The organism is Actinomyces sp. oral taxon 169 (genome assembly GCF_013394715.1).
In the GTDB taxonomy this organism is placed as follows: domain Bacteria; phylum Actinomycetota; class Actinomycetes; order Actinomycetales; family Actinomycetaceae; genus Actinomyces.
Genome location: NZ_CP058259.1, coordinates 2,601,869 through 2,620,127, shown reverse-complemented (window position 1 = coordinate 2,620,127; position 18,259 = coordinate 2,601,869). Strand labels below are relative to the sequence as shown.

The 18,259-nt window shown below is 71.3% G+C and carries 16 protein-coding genes; 11 read left to right on the top strand and 5 right to left on the bottom strand.

All coding sequences use genetic code 11. The features are described from left to right. Positions 1-11: 11 nt before the first annotated feature. The gene (locus HW274_RS11040; protein ID WP_185988806.1) at positions 12-983 is read right to left on the bottom strand and encodes an ABC transporter ATP-binding protein; all 972 of its coding nucleotides are present in this window, start codon (positions 981-983) and stop codon (positions 12-14) included. 434 nt (positions 984-1,417) lie between these two features. Between HW274_RS11040 and HW274_RS11035 the strand changes: the two genes are divergently transcribed. The 8 genes from HW274_RS11035 (at position 1,418) to HW274_RS11000 (ending at position 11,333) form a co-directional block, all read left to right on the top strand. Beyond that, positions 1,418-2,392 (top strand): Bax inhibitor-1/YccA family protein, encoded by a 975-nt coding sequence (locus HW274_RS11035; protein WP_185988805.1) that lies wholly within the window; start codon positions 1,418-1,420, stop codon positions 2,390-2,392. Between the two features lie 211 nt (positions 2,393-2,603). Beyond that, positions 2,604-3,011, top strand: coding sequence for an FKBP-type peptidyl-prolyl cis-trans isomerase (locus HW274_RS11030; protein WP_101559796.1), 408 nt, complete (start codon positions 2,604-2,606; stop codon positions 3,009-3,011). Between the two features lie 355 nt (positions 3,012-3,366). Further along, positions 3,367-3,879 (top strand): DUF2992 family protein, encoded by a 513-nt coding sequence (locus tag HW274_RS11025; protein ID WP_313902158.1) that lies wholly within the window; start codon positions 3,367-3,369, stop codon positions 3,877-3,879. 247 nt (positions 3,880-4,126) lie between these two features. After that, positions 4,127-6,013 (top strand): dihydroxy-acid dehydratase, encoded by a 1,887-nt coding sequence (gene ilvD, locus HW274_RS11020; protein ID WP_185988804.1) that lies wholly within the window; start codon positions 4,127-4,129, stop codon positions 6,011-6,013. 82 nt (positions 6,014-6,095) lie between these two features. After that, positions 6,096-6,947, top strand: coding sequence for an ATP-binding cassette domain-containing protein (locus tag HW274_RS11015; protein ID WP_185988803.1), 852 nt, complete (start codon positions 6,096-6,098; stop codon positions 6,945-6,947). Continuing rightward, positions 6,944-7,972: an ABC transporter ATP-binding protein gene (locus HW274_RS11010; RefSeq protein WP_185988802.1), complete on the top strand. Its 1,029-nt coding sequence runs from the start codon at positions 6,944-6,946 to the stop codon at positions 7,970-7,972. Before HW274_RS11015 ends, HW274_RS11010 begins: the two co-directional genes overlap by 4 nt. A 62-nt stretch (positions 7,973-8,034) precedes the next feature. Then, the gene (locus tag HW274_RS11005) at positions 8,035-9,591 is read left to right on the top strand and encodes an ABC transporter substrate-binding protein (protein WP_185988801.1); all 1,557 of its coding nucleotides are present in this window, start codon (positions 8,035-8,037) and stop codon (positions 9,589-9,591) included. Next, positions 9,588-11,333, top strand: coding sequence for an ABC transporter permease subunit (locus HW274_RS11000; protein ID WP_256692577.1), 1,746 nt, complete (start codon positions 9,588-9,590; stop codon positions 11,331-11,333). The genes HW274_RS11005 and HW274_RS11000 overlap by 4 nt, the downstream gene beginning before the upstream one ends. 169 nt (positions 11,334-11,502) lie before the next feature. Here HW274_RS11000 and HW274_RS10995 read toward each other — a convergent pair whose 3' ends face one another. The 3 genes from HW274_RS10995 to HW274_RS10985 form a co-directional block, all read right to left on the bottom strand. Continuing rightward, on the bottom strand, positions 11,503-12,036 hold the full coding sequence (locus HW274_RS10995) for a DUF4242 domain-containing protein (protein ID WP_009407354.1): 534 nt from the start codon (positions 12,034-12,036) through the stop codon (positions 11,503-11,505). A 156-nt stretch (positions 12,037-12,192) separates the two neighbouring features. Next, a complete protein-coding gene (locus HW274_RS10990) occupies positions 12,193-12,516 on the bottom strand; it encodes a helix-turn-helix transcriptional regulator (RefSeq protein WP_003787474.1) in 324 nt (107 codons plus the stop codon). Beyond that, positions 12,513-12,872, bottom strand: coding sequence for a type II toxin-antitoxin system RelE/ParE family toxin (locus HW274_RS10985; RefSeq protein WP_313902157.1), 360 nt, complete (start codon positions 12,870-12,872; stop codon positions 12,513-12,515). Before HW274_RS10985 ends, HW274_RS10990 begins: the two co-directional genes overlap by 4 nt. A 148-nt stretch (positions 12,873-13,020) precedes the next feature. On the opposite strand from HW274_RS10985, the gene ilvA reads away from it, so the two are divergent. From ilvA to HW274_RS10970, 3 genes are all read left to right on the top strand, one after another. Next, positions 13,021-14,586, top strand: a complete 1,566-nt coding sequence (gene ilvA, locus HW274_RS10980; protein WP_075255297.1) for a threonine ammonia-lyase, biosynthetic — start codon at positions 13,021-13,023, stop codon at positions 14,584-14,586. A 207-nt stretch (positions 14,587-14,793) separates the two neighbouring features. Continuing rightward, positions 14,794-15,348, top strand: a complete 555-nt coding sequence (locus HW274_RS10975; RefSeq protein WP_003787469.1) for an NADPH-dependent FMN reductase — start codon at positions 14,794-14,796, stop codon at positions 15,346-15,348. A 145-nt stretch (positions 15,349-15,493) separates the two neighbouring features. After that, on the top strand, positions 15,494-17,353 hold the full coding sequence (locus HW274_RS10970) for an ABC-ATPase domain-containing protein (protein ID WP_185988800.1): 1,860 nt from the start codon (positions 15,494-15,496) through the stop codon (positions 17,351-17,353). A 126-nt stretch (positions 17,354-17,479) separates the two neighbouring features. Here the strand turns inward: HW274_RS10970 and HW274_RS10965 are convergent, their stop codons facing one another. Continuing rightward, a complete protein-coding gene (locus HW274_RS10965) occupies positions 17,480-18,208 on the bottom strand; it encodes a hypothetical protein (RefSeq protein ID WP_075255295.1) in 729 nt (242 codons plus the stop codon). Positions 18,209-18,259: the final 51 nt, after the last annotated feature.

The window sequence follows — 18,259 nt, the reverse complement described above, 5'->3', positions numbered from 1 at the left end:
GCGTGCGGGCCTCAGCCCCGGGCGGAGCCCTGCGGCACGGCCTGGCGCACCTGGGCCTGCTGCATCTGGGCCTGGGAGGCGGGGTCGGTGCGGTACTCCACGGAGTCGCTGGTCAGAGTCATGTAGGCCTCTTCGAGGCTGGCGCGGATGGTGGTGAGCTCGTGCAGGACGATGCCGCCCTGGGCGGCCAGCTCGCCGATGGTGGCGGCGGTGGTCGCGGTGGTCTCCAGGACGTTGGGGGCCACGGGCCGGGCGGCCAGGTTGCGGGAGGCCATGAGCTCGGCGAGCTGGGTGGCCTGGGGGGAGGCCACGCGCACCCGGTCGGTGGTGGCCGAGGCGATGACGTCGTTGACTGGGCCGGCCGTCAGGATCCGGCCGCGGCCGATGACCAGGAGGTGGTCGGCGGTCTGGGCCATCTCGCTCATGAGGTGGGAGGAGATGAACACGGTGCGGCCCTCGCCGGCCAGACGGCGGCAGGTCTCTCGCACCCACTTGACGCCCTCGGGGTCCAGGCCGTTGACGGGCTCGTCGAACAGGAGCACACCGGGGTCGCCCAGCAGGGCCGCCGCGATGCCCAGGCGCTGGCCCATGCCCAGGGAGAAGCCCTTGATGCGCTTCTTGGCCACCGAGGTCAGGCCGGTGATGTCCAGGACCTCGTCGACCCGCTTGGCGGGGATGCCGTTGGAGGCGGCCAGCTGGCGCAGGTGACTGCGGGCGCTGCGCGAGCCGTGCAGGCCCTTGGCGTCCAGCAGGGCACCGACCTCGCACAGGGGGGCCGACAGCTGCCGGTAGGGGCGCCCGTTGATCGTGACCTTGCCGCTGGTGGGCTTGTCCAGGCCCATAATCATGCGCATCGTGGTGGACTTGCCCGCCCCGTTGGGGCCCAGGAAGCCGGTGACAGTGCCGGGCTCGACGGTGAAGGAGATGTTGTCCACCGCCGTCTTCTTGCCATAACGCTTGGTGAGATTGACTGCCTCGATCATGATGTTCTCTCTTCGACGTGGGCCTCTGGCCAGGGGGTGGGTGGTTCGCCGTGGTTCTTCCAAGGGGCTGCTCCCACGGAGCAACCGGATGGCTCCAGCCTAGGAAGGCGCCGTCGTCGGTGAATCGGCCGAGGTGAGGAACCCGGGGCCGGCCGGGGCGGGTCCGTCAGGGGGAGGGGGTCCTCCTGGAGGATGAGAACCGATCGGTCGATGCGAGCCGCCGGAGGCCACTGAGGAGTCGACGGCGTCCGACGCGCAGTGGGGATCTCTCCCCAGATGGCTACGTTGTGAGGGAAAAGGGTTCCCCTGACCGTGCGGGGGCTGCGCATAATATGCGCAGTTTCGGGTGCCGGTCCTCGACGGCCGGACCGGACTGCGAGCGGCGGCCTCTCCGGGCCGACGGTCCCAGCCCCCTCAGAGAGGATGAGAGGAACATGTCCAACCCCTTCTTCAGCCGAAGCACCGCCTTCCAGGAAGGCGGCCATGCGCCCGGGGCCGCCCCGGCTCAGACGCCCAACGGCTACCCCACGATGCCCGGCTACCAGGCCGGCCAGTACGGCCAGCAGGCCGCCGGCTACGGCCAGCAGTACGGTCAGTACGGTAATCAGTACGCCAACCAGTACGGTCAGCAGACGGCCGGTTACGGCCAGGTGAGTCCCGAGCAGATGGCCGGTCTGGAGGCCCAGTACCAGGCGCCGTCGGCCACCAACGCGGACATGCGCCGCATGACCTACGACGACGTCATCATCCGCACCGCCGGTATGTTCGCCGTCATCCTGGCCACGGGCGCCCTGTGCTGGAACCTGGTGACCAATGAGGCGACTTTCGCTCTGGGTGCCATGGCGGTGTTCGCCGGTGCCATCGGTGCCTTTGTCCTGGGCCTGGTCAACAGTTTCAAGCGGGAGCCCTCCCCGGCCCTCATCCTGGCCTACGCGGCCTTCGAGGGACTGCTGCTGGGTGGCTTCTCCGGCATCATGGAGGCCCGCTACGAGGGGATCGTCGTCCAGGCCGTGCTCGCGACGCTGGCCACCTTCGGTGCCATGCTGGCGGCCTACTCCTTCGGCGGCTTCCGGGTCCAGGGCAGGTTCCGTCGAGTCGTGGTCGTGGCCACCTTCGGCTACATGATCTTCAGCCTCATCAACTTCGCCCTCATGATGACCGGCATGACCACTGGCGCCTGGGGCCTGCGCTCCCTGACCATCATGGGGATCCCGCTGGGAGTCCCGCTGGGAATCCTGGCGGTCATCCTGGCCTCCTTCTTCCTGGCGATCGACTTCGAGTCCATTGAGAACGGGGTCCGCAACGGGCTGCCTCAGCGCTACGCCTGGGCGGGGGCCTTCGGTCTGGTCGTCACCCTCGTGTGGCTCTACGTGGAGTTCCTCCGCCTGCTGAGCTACTTCCGCGACTGAGAGCGAGGGGTCGGGCCCGGTTCGTCCGGTCCGACCTGACGCCACCACCTCGGCTGGGGCCGGGACGCAGCTGATGCGTCCCGGCCCCAGCCGCGTGCTCGGCGGTCTCGCTCCCGTTCCCGCCCCGGTGCTGCGCGGCCCGCTCGCCGGGTTCGCGCTGGGCCGAGGCCCGCTGCGGCGTCCAACCGGGGGCCTCACGTAGGCTCGCCGCATGATTAACACCAACATGCCCTCCGTCGAGGGCGCCAAGGGCACGAAGCCCACGCTCACCTTCCCCGGGACCGAGGCCCCCGAGGGGCTCCAGGTCCAGGTGCTCGACGCCGGCGACGGCCAGGTGATCGAGGCCGGCGACACGATTGTGGCCAACTACCTGGGCCAGATCTGGGGCGGCGACGTCTTCGACAACTCCTACGACCGCGGCCAGCCGCTGAACTTCCAGGTCGGCGTCGGCATGGTCATCCGCGGCTGGGACGACGGCCTCGTGGGCCAGCGCGTCGGCTCGCGCCTGCTGCTGTCCATCCCCTCCGAGCTCGGCTACGGCGACCGCGGCGTCCCGCAGGCCGGCATCCGCGGCGGCGACACCCTCGTCTTCGTCACGGAGATCCTCGGCGTCATGTGAGCAGACCTCGCTCAGCCGCTGACCGCGCGTTCGCACGGCAGGCGCCCAGGACCGCACCCTGACAGTGCGTCCTGGAGCCTTGCAGTGCGAACGCGCGTCTGCATGCGGTGCCCCCGGGGCGGCGTTCACTGCGCTAGCCTGGGGGCGGCGCGCTCGCGCCACACCCGGTAGCACGAACTGCACGGTCCGGAGGAAGTCCGGATGACGCCGTCGGGGCCGCAGACCCCGGACCCGCCCCGATCTTGTCGTGGGCGAGCAACAACCAGGCGTTCGTCACCTCGGGGAAGCCGGTCATCGGCCGTCACGGGGACTCCTGCTGCACCGGGTGCGATCACTCGCACCCGCAGGAGCCTCCATGCCGAATATGCCCGCCTCAGACAACCAGGCCGGTGTCCCCGCCAGCATCTCAGCCCAGTTCACCCTCTTCTTCGACGGCCGCTTCTGGGTCGGTGTTCTTGAGGTCCACGAACGTCGTCGTGGGGCCGAGGCGAATGACAAAGGCGGCACCGTGCGGGCGGCGCGGCACGTCTTCGGGGCCGAACCCAGCGACGTCGAGCTCTACGACTTCCTCCTGACTCACGGCGGGGCCCTCATCGACCGAGCCGCTGCTTGTCCTCCGGCACCGGCGTCCAGACCGGTGGGCTCGTCGTCGGCCTCTCGCCCCAACCCCAAGCGCGCCGCCCGGCAGGCCGCCAAGGAGGCTGCCCGGGCGCGTCCGTCCACCGCTGCGCAGGCTGCCCTGGCCGCTGCCCGTGAGGAGACCGCGACCCGTGCCTCCCGTGACCGGAGCCGGCGGCGTCGACAGAAGGCGGACGAGGACTGGGCGCGCCGTCGTCAGCGGGCCAAGCGCCGTCACCGCGGCCAGTGACGCAAGTCCGGCGTTCCGCAAATCGCGGCGGTGAGCGCGGCCCTCCTCGGGAACGGGACGACGGCCCGAGATCGCGCCGGGGCGGCCTTGGAGTGTTTCAGCGCGTCTCAGGGACAGGAAGCGAAGCGGCGCTCGAAGCCAACGAGGGCTACGCTATGGCAACACGGCGTCGTGAAGCGCTGGCCACCCCCTGAGGCCGGCTCCTTACGACGCCGTTCCAGTCCGTCTGCCCGAGAAGGAATCGCTCATGCCGCAGTACCGCAGCGCCACCTCCACCCACGGCCGCAACATGGCGGGCGCCCGTGCACTGTGGCGCGCCACCGGCGTCAAGGACTCCGACTTCGGCAAACCGATCATCGCCATCGCGAACTCCTTCACCCAGTTCGTCCCGGGGCACGTGGGCCTGCGCGACGTCGGGCGCCTCGTGGCCACCGAGATCGAGGCCGCCGGGGGCCTGGCCAAGGAGTTCAACACGATCGCCGTCGACGACGGCATCGCCATGGGACACGACGGCATGCTCTACTCCCTGCCCAGCCGCGACCTCATCGCCGACTCCGTGGAGTACATGGTCAGCGCCCACTGCGCCGACGCCCTCGTGTGCATCTCCAACTGCGACAAGATCACCCCGGGCATGCTCATGGCTGCCATGCGCCTCAACATCCCGGCCATCTTCATCTCTGGCGGCCCCATGGAGTCGGGCAAGATGACCGCCGCCGACGGCACCACCCGCAAGCTCGACCTCATCGACGCCATGATGGACGCCGCCGACCCCACCGTGGCCGACGAGACCATCAGCGCCATCGAGCGCCTGGCCTGCCCCACCTGCGGCTCCTGCTCGGGCATGTTCACCGCCAACTCCATGAACTGCCTCACTGAGGCCCTCGGCCTGGCCCTGCCCATGAACGGCACCCTGCTGGCCACCCACGCCGACCGCGGCGAGCTCTTCAAGCGTGTCGGCCACCAGATCGTCGAGATCACCCGGGCCTACTACGAGCACGACGACGCCTCCGTCCTGCCGCGCTCCATCGCCACCAAGGCCGCCTTCGAGAACGCCATGAGCCTGGACATCGCCATGGGCGGCTCCACCAACACCGTCCTGCACCTGCTGGCCGCCGCCCAGGAGGCCGAGGTCGACTTCACCATGGCCGACATCGACCGCCTCTCGCGCAAGGTCCCCCACCTGGCCAAGGTCGCACCCTCGACGAACCTCTATCACATCGAGGACGTCCACCGCGCCGGCGGCATCATCGGCATCCTCGGCGAGCTCGATCGCGGAGGCCTGCTGGAGACCACCACCCCCAACGTCCTGGGCACCACCCTGGGTGAGGAGCTCGCCGCCTACGACATCGCCCGCCCCGGCCCCGACGGCGTCCCCGGCTCCCAGGTCAGCGAGGAGATCCGCACCGGCTACCTCGCCGCTCCCGCCGGCGTGCGCACCACCGAGATGTTCTCCCAGGCCTCTCGCTGGGAGTCCCTCGACACCGACCGCGCCGCCGGCTGCATCCGCGACATCGAGCACGCCTACTCCGCCGACGGCGGCCTGGCCGTCCTCTTCGGCAACATTGCCGAGAAGGGCTGCATCGTCAAGACCGCCGGCGTGGACGAGTCGATCCTGACCTTCTCCGGGCCCGCCGTCGTCTTCGAGTCCCAGGAGGACGCCGTCGCCGGGATCCTCGGCAAGCAGGTGAAGTCCGGCGACGTCGTCATCATCAGCCACGAGGGGCCGCGCGGCGGCCCCGGCATGCAGGAGATGCTCTACCCGACCACCTACATCAAGTCCATGCACCTGGGCAAGGAGTGTGCCCTGCTCACCGACGGGCGCTTCTCCGGGGGCACCTCCGGGCTGAGCATCGGCCACGTCTCCCCGGAGGCGGCGGCCGGCGGGCTCATCGGCCTGGTGCGCAGCGGCGACATCATCGACATCGACATCCCGCGCCGCGCCATCTCCGTGCGCCTGAGCGAGGAGGAGATCGAGCGCCGCCGCGCCGAGGAGGAGGCCCGCGGCGAGGCCGCCTGGACCCCGCACGCGGACCGCCCCCGCAAGGTCTCCGCGGCGCTGCGCGCCTACGCCATGCTCGCCACCAGCGCCGACCTGGGCGCCGTGCGCGACCTCAAGCGCCTCGGGATCAAGTAGCCCTCAGGGGTCGTCAGGGGCGACCCGGGGTTGACCAACTGCATATTTGAAAATCGTTGTCACTCGCACCTAGGGTTTGCGTGTGACAATCGTTCTCAGATCGCTGGTGGTGCGCTCGGGCGGCACGACGCTGGTCAACGGCGTCGCCCTCCGCCTCGCCCCCGCCAGCCGGACCGCCCTGGTCGGCGCCTCCGGAGCGGGCAAGTCCCTCACCTGCGCCGCGCTCGCGGGCACCCTCCCGGCCTCCCTGGAGGCCGCCGGTTTCCTGACCGTTGAGCCCGACGACGCCGACACAGGCAGCGACCCGCGCGCGAGCTCCGCAGCGGGAGGCGAGGACGGCGGCGTCAACCTGCTGGGGCTGCCCGCCGCCCGCCGCCCCCGGGGCAGCCGGATCGCGCTCGTCGCACAGGATCACTCCACCGCCCTGCACCCGCTCATCGCGGTCGGCCGCCAGATCGCGCTGGCCTCCCAGACCGCCGGACGCAGCCGGGACGAGGCCCGCCGGCGCGCCACCGACTACCTCTATGCCGTCGGACTCGACGAGTCCTTCGCCGACCGCGTCCCCGGGCGCCTCTCCGGAGGTCAGCGCCAACGCGTCAGCCTGGCCCTGGCCCTGGCCGCCGAACCGGCCCTCATCATCGCCGACGAGCCCACCACCGCCCTCGACGTCGTCGCCCGCGCCGAGATCCTCAGGCTCCTGAGCTCCCTGACCAGCCTGCCCCAGGCCCCCGCCCTGCTCCTCATCACCCACGACCTGCCCGCCGCCGCCATCTGCGAGAACATCGCCGTCCTCCACGACGGCGCCATCATCGAGTCGGGGGAGACCCGCCCCGTCCTGACCCGCCCCGAGCACCCGGTCACGGCCGCCATGTGCGAGGCCGGCGCCGAGGAGACCATCGACGGGGCCCTGGCCGCAGCGGGAGCCGCCGCATGAGCGGGCTTGAGACCCGTGGACTGAGGCGCTCCCACCCGGGGGCGGGCGGCGAGCGGCGAGAGGTGCTGCGCGGCGTGGATCTGCGCCTGGAGCTGGGGGAGAACGTGGCCCTCATCGGACGCTCAGGATGCGGCAAGACGACGCTGCTGCGTGCCCTGCTGCTGCTCGACTCCCCGGGCCCGGAGGACGCCGGCGAGATCCTGCTCGACGGCCGCCCCGTGCGCCGAGGCGGAGCCCGGGCGCTGCGGGCCTTCCGGCGGGCGGTGCAGTACGTGCCCCAGGACGCCGCCGCCACCCTCCACCCGCGCCGCTCGGTGCTGGCGCAGGTGGCCACCCCGCTGCGTACCCTGGGGGTGGTGCGCGACCGCGAGGAGGCCACCAGTCGAGCCCGGAAGATCCTGGAGAGCCTCGAGATTCGCCGCGAGATCTGGGAGAGCCGGCCCCACGAGATCTCCGGGGGCCAGGCGCAGCGAGTCTCCATCGCCAGGGCCCTGGCCCTGTCCCCGCGCTACCTCCTGCTCGACGAGCCGGTCTCCGGGCTCGACCCCGCCCTGCGCCGCCAGACCCTCGACCTGCTCGCCGCCATCGAGGCCGACCCCGACGCCGACACGAGCGGTGAGGGAGCGCCCGCTGCCAAGGCCGCCATGAGCGATGAGGAGGAGCCCGCTGCGAAGGTCGGCGCGAGTGGTGAGCCGGAGCCCGCCCCAGCTGCGTCTGGCGCCGTGCCCGCCCCGGCTATGTCCGGCGCCGTGCCCGCCCCAGCTGGCTACTGCGCCGTGCCCGCCCCAGCTGGCTACTGCGCCGTGCCCGCCCCAGCTGGCTACTGCGCCGTGCCCGCCCCAGCCCTGCTGGTGGTATCGCACGACCTGGCCGCCGTCGCCCGCGTCTGCCAGCGGGCCCTGGTCATGGACGGCGGCGCCATCGTCGAGGACGCCCCCATGCGCCGCCTCCTCACGCGCCCCACCCACCCGGCCACCCGCGCCCTGCGCGACGCCGTCCCCACCCTGCCGACCGCCACCGACTGACGACCTCCCGACCGATGACCCCCCGACAGCTGACACCCCGACCCAGGCCCGAAGGAGCATCCATGTCCACGCCCGCCTCCGCCGTCACCCGCCGCCAGATCCTCGCCGCCCTCGGCGTCGGAGCCGGCGCCGCCGCCATCGCCTCCTGCTCGCGCAGCTCCTCGGGCGACGGCCGCATCCGCCTGGCCATGTTCCACGCCCCCGAGAGCAAGCTCAACCCGCTCACCAACGACGGCTCCAAGCTCGTCCGCTGGTCCTGCGCCGAGAGTCTCACCACGCTCAACGCCGACGGCGACGCCCAGGAGCTGCTCGCCACCGCCTGGAAGCGCGAGGGCGAGACCACCTGGCGCCTCACCCTGCGCGAGGGCGTCACCTTCCACGACGGCACCGCCCTGAGCGCCGAGAACGCGGCCGCCGCCCTCACCTTCGCCGCCACTGCCGCCAAGCCACCGCGCGTCCTGGACGGAGTCAAGCTCACCGCGAAGGCCGACGGCAAGGACCTCCTCCTGACCACCGCGGCCCCCGACCCCCTCCTGCCGCAGCGCCTGTCCAGCCCCCAGCTCGTCATCCTGTCCCCGGCCGCCTACCCCGGCTCCGCCGACGGTGCCATCGACCCCGTCGGCCACGGCACCGGCGCCTTCATCCTCAAGCAGGCCAACGGCTCCTCCGGCGCCACCCTGGAGCGCAACGACACGTACTGGGGCACGAAGGCCACCGCCCCCGGCATCGACGTCACCTACGTTCCCGACGGCGCCGCCCGCGCCAACGCCCTGCGCACCGACACCGCCGACATCGTCGAAGCCGTCCCCATCGCCCAGGTCGGCAACATCGACAAGAACCTTCTCCACGAGATAGCCACCCCGCGCACCTCCACCCTCTACCTCAACACCCGCTCCGACCCCTTCGCCGACCCCGCCCTGCGCGCCGCCGCCCGCAACGCCGTCGACCCCGCCGCCCTCATCAAGACCGTCTTCGAGGGGCACGCCGACTTACCCGTCGGACTCCTGGGGCCGGCCGTGCCCTGGGCCGCCGAGCTGCGCGCCTGGAAGAAGGAGACCTACCCCGGAGCCACGGGCGCAGCCGCCACCGGCAAGGTCCCCGGCGCCACCACCGCCGGGACCGTCCCTGCCGGCACCGCCATCACCCTGGCCTCCTACACCGACCGCCCCGAGCTCGGCGAGATGGTCCCCCTCCTGGCTCAGCAGCTCGAGGCCGCCGGTTTCAAGGTCACCCAGGACGTGCGCGAGTACAACCAGATCGAGTCCGAGGCCCTGGCCGGAAAGTTCCACGCCGTCCTCGTGTCGCGCTCCACCGTCCTGGACTCCGGCGACGCCGTCGCCTACATGACCGCCGACTTCTCCTCCTCCGGCTCCTACTCCATGAGCGGCCTGCACGACGAGACGGTCGACGCCGCCATCTCCAAGGCCGGCGCCGCGGAACCCGGCGACGAGCGCCGCAAGGCCATCATGGCCGCCGAGCAGGCCATCCTCGTGACCGGCGCCGCCATCCCGCTCGCCCACGAGCGTGTCATCCAGGGCGAGGCCGCCGGCGTCACCGGCGCTGAGCGCGACCCCAACGAGCGCGCCCTCATCACCTCGACCACGACCGTGAAGAAGTGAACGGCGTGCTCACCCGGGTCGCCGGACGCCTGCGCACGGGCGACCTCGTCACCGGCATCTCGCGCCTGCTCGCCCTGGCCTGCCTCGTCGGCCTGGTGGGCATGCTGCCGTGGCTCTCCGGCAAGGACCCGGCCCTGACGATCCTGCGCGCCACCTCCTCCGACCGGGAGCCCACACCGGAGATCCTGGACTCCATCCGCACGAGCATCGGGATCGACGGCGGCCCCCTCCACGTCATCGGGCACTGGCTGGCCGGAGTGGCCCGCGGCGACCTGGGCCGCTCCTGGGTCTCGGGGGCCGACGTCGGCCCGGACGCCGTGGACGCCTTCGGAGTCTCCCTGAGCCTCATGGCCGCCGCGCTCGGTGTTGGAGTCATTGTGGCCGCAGCCCTGGTCCTACCCGCCCTGCGCGACGGGCTGCGAGGGCGCCCCCGGCCCCGCGGCGGCGCCGCCTCCGCGATCCTCATCTCCCTGCCCGAGTACCTCCTGGCCCCGATCCTCATGCTCGTCCTGGCCGTCTACCTCAGGATCCTGCCGCCTTTCGGGTGGGGCAGCCCCGAGAAGGTCATCATGCCGGCCCTCAGCCTGGGCCTGCCCACCGGCGGCTACCTCGGCGGACTCGTCTCCGACGCCGTCACCGCCGCCTTCTCCGAACGTTGGGTGGCCACCTGGTCCACCGCCGGCATCAGCGGCCGACCCCTGGCCGGAGCCGTCCTGCGGCGGGCCCTGGCACCACTGACCGGGCAGGTGGCGCTCGTCGTCGTCGCCCTGACCGGCGGCGCGGTCGCCGTGGAGAAGATCTTCGCCATCCCGGGGCTGGGGCGCGAGCTCCTGGACGCCGCCTCCGCCCAGGACGTGCCGGCCCTCCAGGCCCAGATCCTGCTGCTGCTCGCCCTTGCGCTGACCACCGGCGTCATCGCCGGAGCGGTCCGACGCCTCCTCATGGGGCGGGCCGCTGGGGCGGGCGGACTCACAGCACCGCCTCCGGTGGAGCACCCGGGGCGGGCTGCCCGCGTTATCGCCGTCAGCGGTGCCGCCCTGCTGGCCCTCATGGTGGCCGTCGGGATCCGGCGCGACCCCTACGCCGTCGTCGCGGACAAGCTCGCACAGCCCAGCGCCGCCCTCCCACTGGGCGCCGACTCGCTCGGGCGCGACGTGCTGGCACGGGTGGCTCACGGGGCCGTGTCCACTGTGAGCGGCGCCGTCATCGTCACGGTGGTGTGCTTCGTCATCGCCATCCTGGTGGGGCTGGCGCCGCGGGCGGCCACGGGCTTCATCGAGGTCGCCAACGCCGCCCCGCCGATCCTGGCCGGGCTCATCGTCGCCGGCGTCTCCGGGCCCAGCGCCACGGGCGCCGCCGTCGCCGTGGCCGGCGTCGGCTGGGCGCCCCTGGCCTCCCACGCCGCCGGGCTCGTCGCCGAGAACCGGCAGCGCCCCGACGTCCTCCTCGCCCCGGTCCTGGGGGAGGGGCGCGTGCGGATCACCCTCACCCGGGTCCTGCCCGCCGTCGTCGGCCCGCTGGCACGCCACGCGGCACTGAGGCTCCCCGGCAAGGCCCTGGCCCTGGCCGCCCTGGGGTTCCTCGGCCTGGGCGCCCAGAGCCCCGCACCGGAGTGGGGACTGGTCCTGTCCGACGCGCTGCCCTACATCGAACGGGCCCCCTGGGCCGTGGCCACGCCCGCCGCCGCCCTCGTGGTCCTGTCGATCACGTCCGTCGCCGCCTCCCGCAGCATGCGGCGCTGAGACCGCAGGGACCGCTGGAGCCGCTGAGACGTTGAGGGCCCGGTGGCAGCGGCCTGGCTCCGGCCCGGCCCAGGCCGGGCGCGAGGGGGCTGCGCCGTCGGACACAGACAACGAGGCGGGCGCCAACCGCGCGATGGGTTGGTGCCCGCCTCATCAGCGAACCGGGACCTCAGCCCTCCAGGGCGTGGAGGCGGTCGATCGGGGTGGAGACGGCCTCGCGGGCGCGCACCACGGCCTCCTCATCGGGGGCGTCGTAGAAGCACAGGCACTTGACCGTGTCCTCACGCACGTAGGTGCGCAGGAAGCTCACCTCCGGCACCTGGGCGTACTTGGGGGAGTTGGCCTTCTTGCGCGCCAGGTAGGTCTCCATGGAGATCTCCTCGGGGATGTCCCACTCCACGAGGTAGTCGGCCTTGCGGGCCAGGGCGCGCACGTCCTCCAGCTCGGCGCCCACGAGGCGGACCTCGTCGGGGCCGGTGACCTCGGCGTCGGCCGCAGCGGACCGGACGGCCTCGGTCAGGGCGGCGACGTCGTCGGAGCCGAGCTCGACGATGGTGAAGATGCGCTCGTGACTGGCGGTGACCTGCGACTCCAGGACGGAGGCACCGGCGGCCTCAACAGCCTGGGAGACCTGCGCGATGAGGGCCTCGGCGGCCTCGCGCGACGGGGTGGTGGGGACGAGCTCGAAGAGCTGGAGCGACATGGCGGCTCCTTTCCGTAGGGTGTGCATACCAACCTTGCGGTCCAGCCGAATTATTCCCGCCGGCTCCGGTGAACTGATGACCTGCTCGCTCTGCGGACACATCGTATGGCGCAGCATCGTGAGACCCGATGAGGAGGTGGGAGCATGACGTCTGTATTAGGCGGCGACGTGAATCCCGAGAGTTCCACCGAGGGCGTGAGCGATACGTGCGAGCATGACGCCACCGGGCGCTTGAGCGCCGTTTTCAATCGCAGAGATGACGGACTGACGTGTTCCTGCGCGTCGGGCCAGTTCTGTCTGGGAGATTCCTGCGGCCGCACGTGCGTTGTAAACCAGTTCGGCAAGTTGGAGGCGGGCCTCGGTCTCGATGGCGGCCCGGTTGTACTCGGCTCGCTCGGCCTCGGTCATGGCGGCCAGCGACTCCTGCCTGATCTGCTCCCACGAGGTGGTGACGGTGGAGCTGTTTGTGGCGGTGCTCATGATCTTCTCCCGTTCTTCTCTTCAGCGTGCCGACTGGCCTCGTGAGCGGCTTGCGCTCGTCTGGCGCGCAGGACCTCGGTTCGCTCGTTCTGACGTTGCTTGCGGAACGTCGTGAGAGTGACGACTCGGCGGTCCGGGTCGAACACGTACGTGATGCGGCGGTTGACGTTCTCGCAGGAGAACCGCAGTTCATGTAACCCGTCACCGAGTGGTCGGGAGTGTGGCATGCGGAGCATATTGCCCTGCAGGGCAAGCCGTTCGAGGACCCGGTCTGTCGAGGCCTTGCCGGCGGGAGTCAGTCCCGCATACCAGATGCGCACCTCCTCGGAGAACTCAATCGACCACTTCACACTCACGCCATGACTATATCATCAAGATGATATCCTCTCTAGAGGATGCCTGTTCTGGCGATGACACCTGCCTCGGAGATGCCGCGGCATCGCGATCAGCGCGCGCCACCACCGGCTTGAGCCGGGTGGCGCCTTGCCCGTTACGCTGTCACTTGTGAATGAGCTCGACAGCGTCAGCAGCAACGGAACCCCGGCCTGGGACAGCGCCCGCTACCTGCGGGAGATCCTCAAGGCCCCCGTCTACGAGGCGGCCGAGCACACGCCCCTGCAGGAGATGCCGGCCCTGTCGGCCCGCCTGGGCAACACCGTTGAGGTCAAGCGTGAGGACCTTCAGACCGTCCACTCCTTCAAGATTCGCGGCGCCTACAACGCCATGCGCTCCTTGAACCCGGCCGAGCGCGAGCGCGGCGTCGTCACCGCCTCGGCCGGCAACCACGCCCAGGGCGTGGCCCGCTCCGCCGCCCTGCTGGGGATGAGCGCCATCATCGTCATGCCCACCGTCACCCCTCAGATCAAGGTCGACGCCGTTCGCGCCCTGGGCGGTGAGGTCCGCCTCCACGGGGATAACTTCGACGCCGCCAAGGCCGAGGCCACCCGCCTGGCCGAGGCTGAGGGCCTGTCCTACATCGCCCCCTTCGACGACCCCCGCGTCATCGCCGGCCAGGGCACCATCGGCCTGGAGCTCATCCAGCAGGACGCCCACCTCGACCGCGTCTTCGTACCCGTGGGAGGCGGCGGGCTGGCCGCCGGCGTCGCCGTCCTCATCAAGCAGCTCATGCCCGGGATCAAGGTCATCGGCGTCGAGCACGAGGAGTCGGCCTGCCTCAAGGCCGCCCTGCTGGGCGGGGAGCCCATCACCCTGCACCACGTGGGCCTGTTCGCCGAAGGGGTGGCCGTGCGCCGCATCGGCGAGGAGACCTTCCGCATGTGCCGGGCCCTGCTCGATGACGTTGTCACCGTCTCCTCCGACGAGACCTCCGCCGCCGTGCGCGACATCTTCGACGACGTGCGCGCCATCTCCGAGCCCTCCGGCGCCCTGGCCCTGGCGGGGCTCAAGCGCTACGTCGCCGAGCACCACCTGTCCGGCGAGCGCCTCGCTTTCATCCTGTCCGGCGCCAACCTCAACTTCCACCAGCTGCGCTACATCTCCGAGCGCAGCGAGATCGGTGAGCAGCGCGAGGCCATCCTCGGGGTCACCATCCCCGAGGAGCAGGGCTCCTTCCTGCGCTTCGCCTCGGTCCTGGGAGCCCGTTCGGTCACCGAGTTCAACTACCGGCTCTCCGCGGCTCGTGCCGAGGCCGACCCCGCCCGCATCTTCGTGGGCGTGCGCATCGCCCGGCGCCAGGAGCGCGCCGAGATCGTGGCGGACCTGGAGGAGGCCGGCTACGACGTCATCGACCTCACCGACGACGAGCTCGCCAAGGTCCACGTGCGCTCCATGATCGGCGGACGTGCCACCCCGGGAGTGCCCGAGCGCCTCTTCTCCTTCCTCTTCCCTGAGTCGCCCGGGGCTCTGGCCCACTTCCTTCAGGTGCTGGGCACTCGCTGGAACATCACCCTGTTCCACTACCGCACCGATGGCGCCGACTACGGCCGCATCCTGTGCGCCTTCGCGGCCGGGCCCGACGACGTCGAGCTGACCGAGCACATGGACCGCCTCGGCTACTCCTACAACGAGGAGACCGCCGACCCCGCCTTCCGCTTCTTCCTGGCCCGATAGTCCGTGACGAGTTCGCGGCTCCATCCGCCCTCGCCGAAAAGGCGAGCACGGGGGCGTTGTGGCCGGTATCATGCAATAAGGGGGAGTTCGTTCTGTCGAAACTCCCATAAGGTTGTTGGTAAATCAATTGTCGCGGCCGGGTGCGCCATCGGAGTCTTCGCCTGACGCTGACACCCCGCCCCGGCTCATCTCGACCAGGAGAGAAACATGACCCGTCTTGCCGTCGTCGTCGGTTCCGTCCGCCCCAACCGCGTGGGTGGCACCATCGCCCAGTGGGTGGTCGACCAGGCCAACGAGATCGAGGGCGTTGAGGCCGAGATCGTCGACATCGCCTCCTTCAACCTGCCCCTGTTCGCCGAGGAGATCCCCCCGCGCATGGCCGTTCCCAGCGACCCGGCCGGCGCCGCCTTCGATGAGGCCCTGAAGTCCTTCGACGCGCTGATCTTCGTCACCCCCGAGTACAACTTCTCCATCCCCGGCGCGCTGAAGAACGCCATCGACTTCCTCCAGCCCGGAGCCGTGGCCAACAAGGGCGTGGGCGTGGTCGGCTACTCCTACAGCGTCGGCATCCGCGCCGTCAGCCACCTCCAGCAGATCCTCCAGGGCATGGGCGCCACCGTTGTGGCCTCCAACGTGTTCCTGTCGCTCAACACCGACTTCGCCGACGGCGCCTTCTCGCCGGCCGCCTTCCACGACGCCGAGGTCCCGGCCATGGTGCGCGACGTCGTCGCCCACTCCGACGCCCTGGCCTCCCTGCGCTGAGCACTCCGAGCTCGGCCGTTCGACTGAGCCGGAGGACGCCAGTCCATCGCGTCGCCGTCGGCGGCACCTGCGGGTGCCCCGGCGGCGACGTCGTTCGTGCCAGGGGTGCCGGGACGTGTTTCGGTGGGTGGGTAGGGTTTCCCCCATGACTGAGCGCAGCGAGCGAGACGGTTCCCGCCGGGACGACAGGGGCGGATACGGCGACCGCGGCTACCGGGGAGGCTCCGGCAGCCGGGATGGCGAGCGCGGCCGCTCGCGCCGCGTCTACGACGACGAGCCCTGCGACGGCCTCCTGGCGGACCTCGTCGGCCACCTCCACGCCCTCGACGGACGTTCCTACGCCGCCTACAAGGCGATCGTCGGACGCTACCGGGCGCCCGCCGGCTGGTTCCTGCACATCGACCGCGTCCAGTCCGACCCCTACGCCCCGCCCACGCGCATCCACGTGGACGTGCCCACCGACCTGCACGGCCTGGAGCTGCTCGATGAGGCCGACCTGCTGGCCGATGCAGACCGCCGCCTGGCCGTGGGCGACTTCCTCACCCGCGAGCTGCACGCGGGCTTCCGCGGCACGGCACTGTCCATCGCCTCCCCGGGCCAGGAGATCCTGCAGCGCTCCAGCATCATCCTGCGCCCCGAGGAGAAGAAGGAGAGGACCGGCTGGACCCTGGAGATCCGCGCCCGCCTGGCCCTGCCCGCCCAGGGCCGCTCCATCCAGGGCCACGAGGCCTCCCGGATCGTGGGGCGCGACCTCGTGCGCGAGCTGGAGGAGGCCATGGACCTCACCGGCGAGCGGGGCGACCGGCTCGTGCGCCACGTCGCCACCCTTGAGGACCACCGCGCTCTGACTGCGACGGTGGCCCGCAACGGCTGGGTGGCCTTCCTCGCCGACGGCTCCGTCCTGCCGCGCCGCTCCGGGGTGAGCGACGATCCCCTGGACGGCGGCGTCCCCCTCCAGGCCCCCGACTCCATGGCCGCCACGGTGGAGCTCCCGCACGCAGGGACGGTGCGCGGCACCGTTGTCGAGGCGGGCGTCAACGTCATCGTCGGAGGCGGCTACCACGGCAAGTCCACGCTGCTGAGCGCCATCGAGCGCGGTGTCTACCCGCACGTGCCCGGGGACGGGCGCGAGCTCGTCGCCACGGTCCCCGACGCCGTCAAAGTGCGGGCCGCCGACGGGCGCGCCGTGACCGGCGTCGACCTGACCCCCTTCATCTCCCACCTGCCGGCCGGGCGCGACACCGCCTCCTTCACCACCCGCAACGCCTCGGGATCCACCTCCCAGGCCGCCTCCATCATCGAGGCCGTCGAAGCCGGCGCCACGACGCTGCTGCTGGACGAGGACACCTCCGCCACGAACCTGCTCATCCGCGACTCGCGCATGCGCGAGCTCGTGGCCGCCGAGCGCGAGCCCATCACGCCCCTGGTGGACCGCATCACCGCGCTGTTCCGCCGGCGGGGCGTCTCCACGGTCATGGTCATGGGCGGCTCCGGGGACTACCTGGACGTGGCCGACCGGGTCCTGCTCATGGACGCCTACCACCTGCGCGACGTCACCGAGCAGGCCCGCCGCGTCGTCGCCGACCAGCCCCGGCCCCTGACCAGCCTGGAGGACTTCGCTGAGCCGCGCCAGCGCGTCCCCGAGCCCGCCCCGCCGCGCACCCGCCGGGGACCGGTGCGCACCCGTGCCCACAGCACCTCCACCCTCGTCCTGGACCGGGAGGACATCGACATCTCCGACGTCGGCGGCGTCACCGACCCGGGTCAGGCCGAGGCCATCGCCTACGCCCTGCGCGCCCTGCTGGAGCAGCGCTTCGACGGGGTCTCCCCACTGCGCGAGTGCCTGGACGACCTCGAGGCCCTGCTTGATGAGGAGGGCCTGGACGCCCTGACCGACGAGCGCGAGCGACCCGCCTTCCTCGTACGCCCCCGCATGGTCGACGTCGCCGCGGCCGTCAGCCGCTACCGCAGGCTGGAACTGGCCGGTCGGACGGACGAGGACTGACGAGGCGAGCCCCAACTGCCTCCCTCCCACACAGTTCGACCGAATCTTCAGAATCGACCTGGAGCCGCGTCGATTCTGAAGTTTTTGTTGGTGAGGAGTGGGCTGGCAGGGGCTGCGTGGTTCGCGCTAAGCGGCTGAGCCGGCTCGGTACTCGGCGCGGTACTCGCTGGTGCGGGTGTGGATGAGGCGGGGGATGGAGATGGTCTTGTCGAAGCTGCCGTCGCGGTAGCCGGCCTGGAGGTTGAACAGCACCATGAGCCGCAGCGCCATGGGGTTGCTCGTGCGAGCCACGCGCCGCAGCGTCGAGACGGGCATCTTGCGCAGGATGCCCGCGATCTTGCCGGCGTCACGCCAGTTGGCACGCACCGCCGGAACGTTGAGACGGTTGAGGGCCTCGACCTCACGCAGGAAGAAGTCGGCGCCCTCTCTCTCGGCCGCGCGCCACCAGCCGGCCCGGTAGGTGGCCTCGAGCTGCTCGACGGCGTCGCACAGGGCGTCGTAGTCGACGCCGACGACCTCGGTGCGCAGCTCCTCGGCCCGGATCCGCTCCAGGGTGGCGTGCGCCAGCGGCAGGATGGCGCGGGCGACGTCGTCGACGGCGTTGTTGCGGGTGAGGCGGTCAGCTTCCGGCAGGGGCTTGCCATCGCGGGGCAGGTGCGCGTCGACCTCCTCCAAGTGCGCGACGGAGGTGCGCAGGTTGCCGGTGAGGCGGGCAGTGGAGCGCGGGACCCCCATGGCAATGAGCAGCTCGGTTGCGGCGCGCCACTGGAAGTCTGTGTCCTCAGACCAGTGGGCCTCCGGCTCCGCCCCCGTCGGAGACCGGTCCGACGGGGTACGAGTCTGCTGGCTGCTCATAGGGGTTGAGCCTCCTGTGGTGCGCAGGGAAACAGGTCAGGAAGTCGCGGG

Coding starts and splice junctions, on each gene's coding strand:
- HW274_RS11040 (WP_185988806.1), bottom strand. CDS start 983: ATGATCGAGGCAGTCAATCTCACCAAGCGTTATGGCAAGAAGACGGCG.
- HW274_RS11035 (WP_185988805.1), top strand. CDS start 1,418: ATGTCCAACCCCTTCTTCAGCCGAAGCACCGCCTTCCAGGAAGGCGGC.
- HW274_RS11030 (WP_101559796.1), top strand. CDS start 2,604: ATGATTAACACCAACATGCCCTCCGTCGAGGGCGCCAAGGGCACGAAG.
- HW274_RS11025 (WP_313902158.1), top strand. CDS start 3,367: ATGCCGAATATGCCCGCCTCAGACAACCAGGCCGGTGTCCCCGCCAGC.
- ilvD (WP_185988804.1), top strand. CDS start 4,127: ATGCCGCAGTACCGCAGCGCCACCTCCACCCACGGCCGCAACATGGCG.
- HW274_RS11010 (WP_185988802.1), top strand. CDS start 6,944: ATGAGCGGGCTTGAGACCCGTGGACTGAGGCGCTCCCACCCGGGGGCG.
- HW274_RS11005 (WP_185988801.1), top strand. CDS start 8,035: ATGTCCACGCCCGCCTCCGCCGTCACCCGCCGCCAGATCCTCGCCGCC.
- HW274_RS10995 (WP_009407354.1), bottom strand. CDS start 12,036: ATGTCGCTCCAGCTCTTCGAGCTCGTCCCCACCACCCCGTCGCGCGAG.
- HW274_RS10990 (WP_003787474.1), bottom strand. CDS start 12,516: ATGAGCACCGCCACAAACAGCTCCACCGTCACCACCTCGTGGGAGCAG.
- HW274_RS10975 (WP_003787469.1), top strand. CDS start 14,794: ATGACCCGTCTTGCCGTCGTCGTCGGTTCCGTCCGCCCCAACCGCGTG.
- HW274_RS10970 (WP_185988800.1), top strand. CDS start 15,494: ATGACTGAGCGCAGCGAGCGAGACGGTTCCCGCCGGGACGACAGGGGC.
- HW274_RS10965 (WP_075255295.1), bottom strand. CDS start 18,208: ATGAGCAGCCAGCAGACTCGTACCCCGTCGGACCGGTCTCCGACGGGG.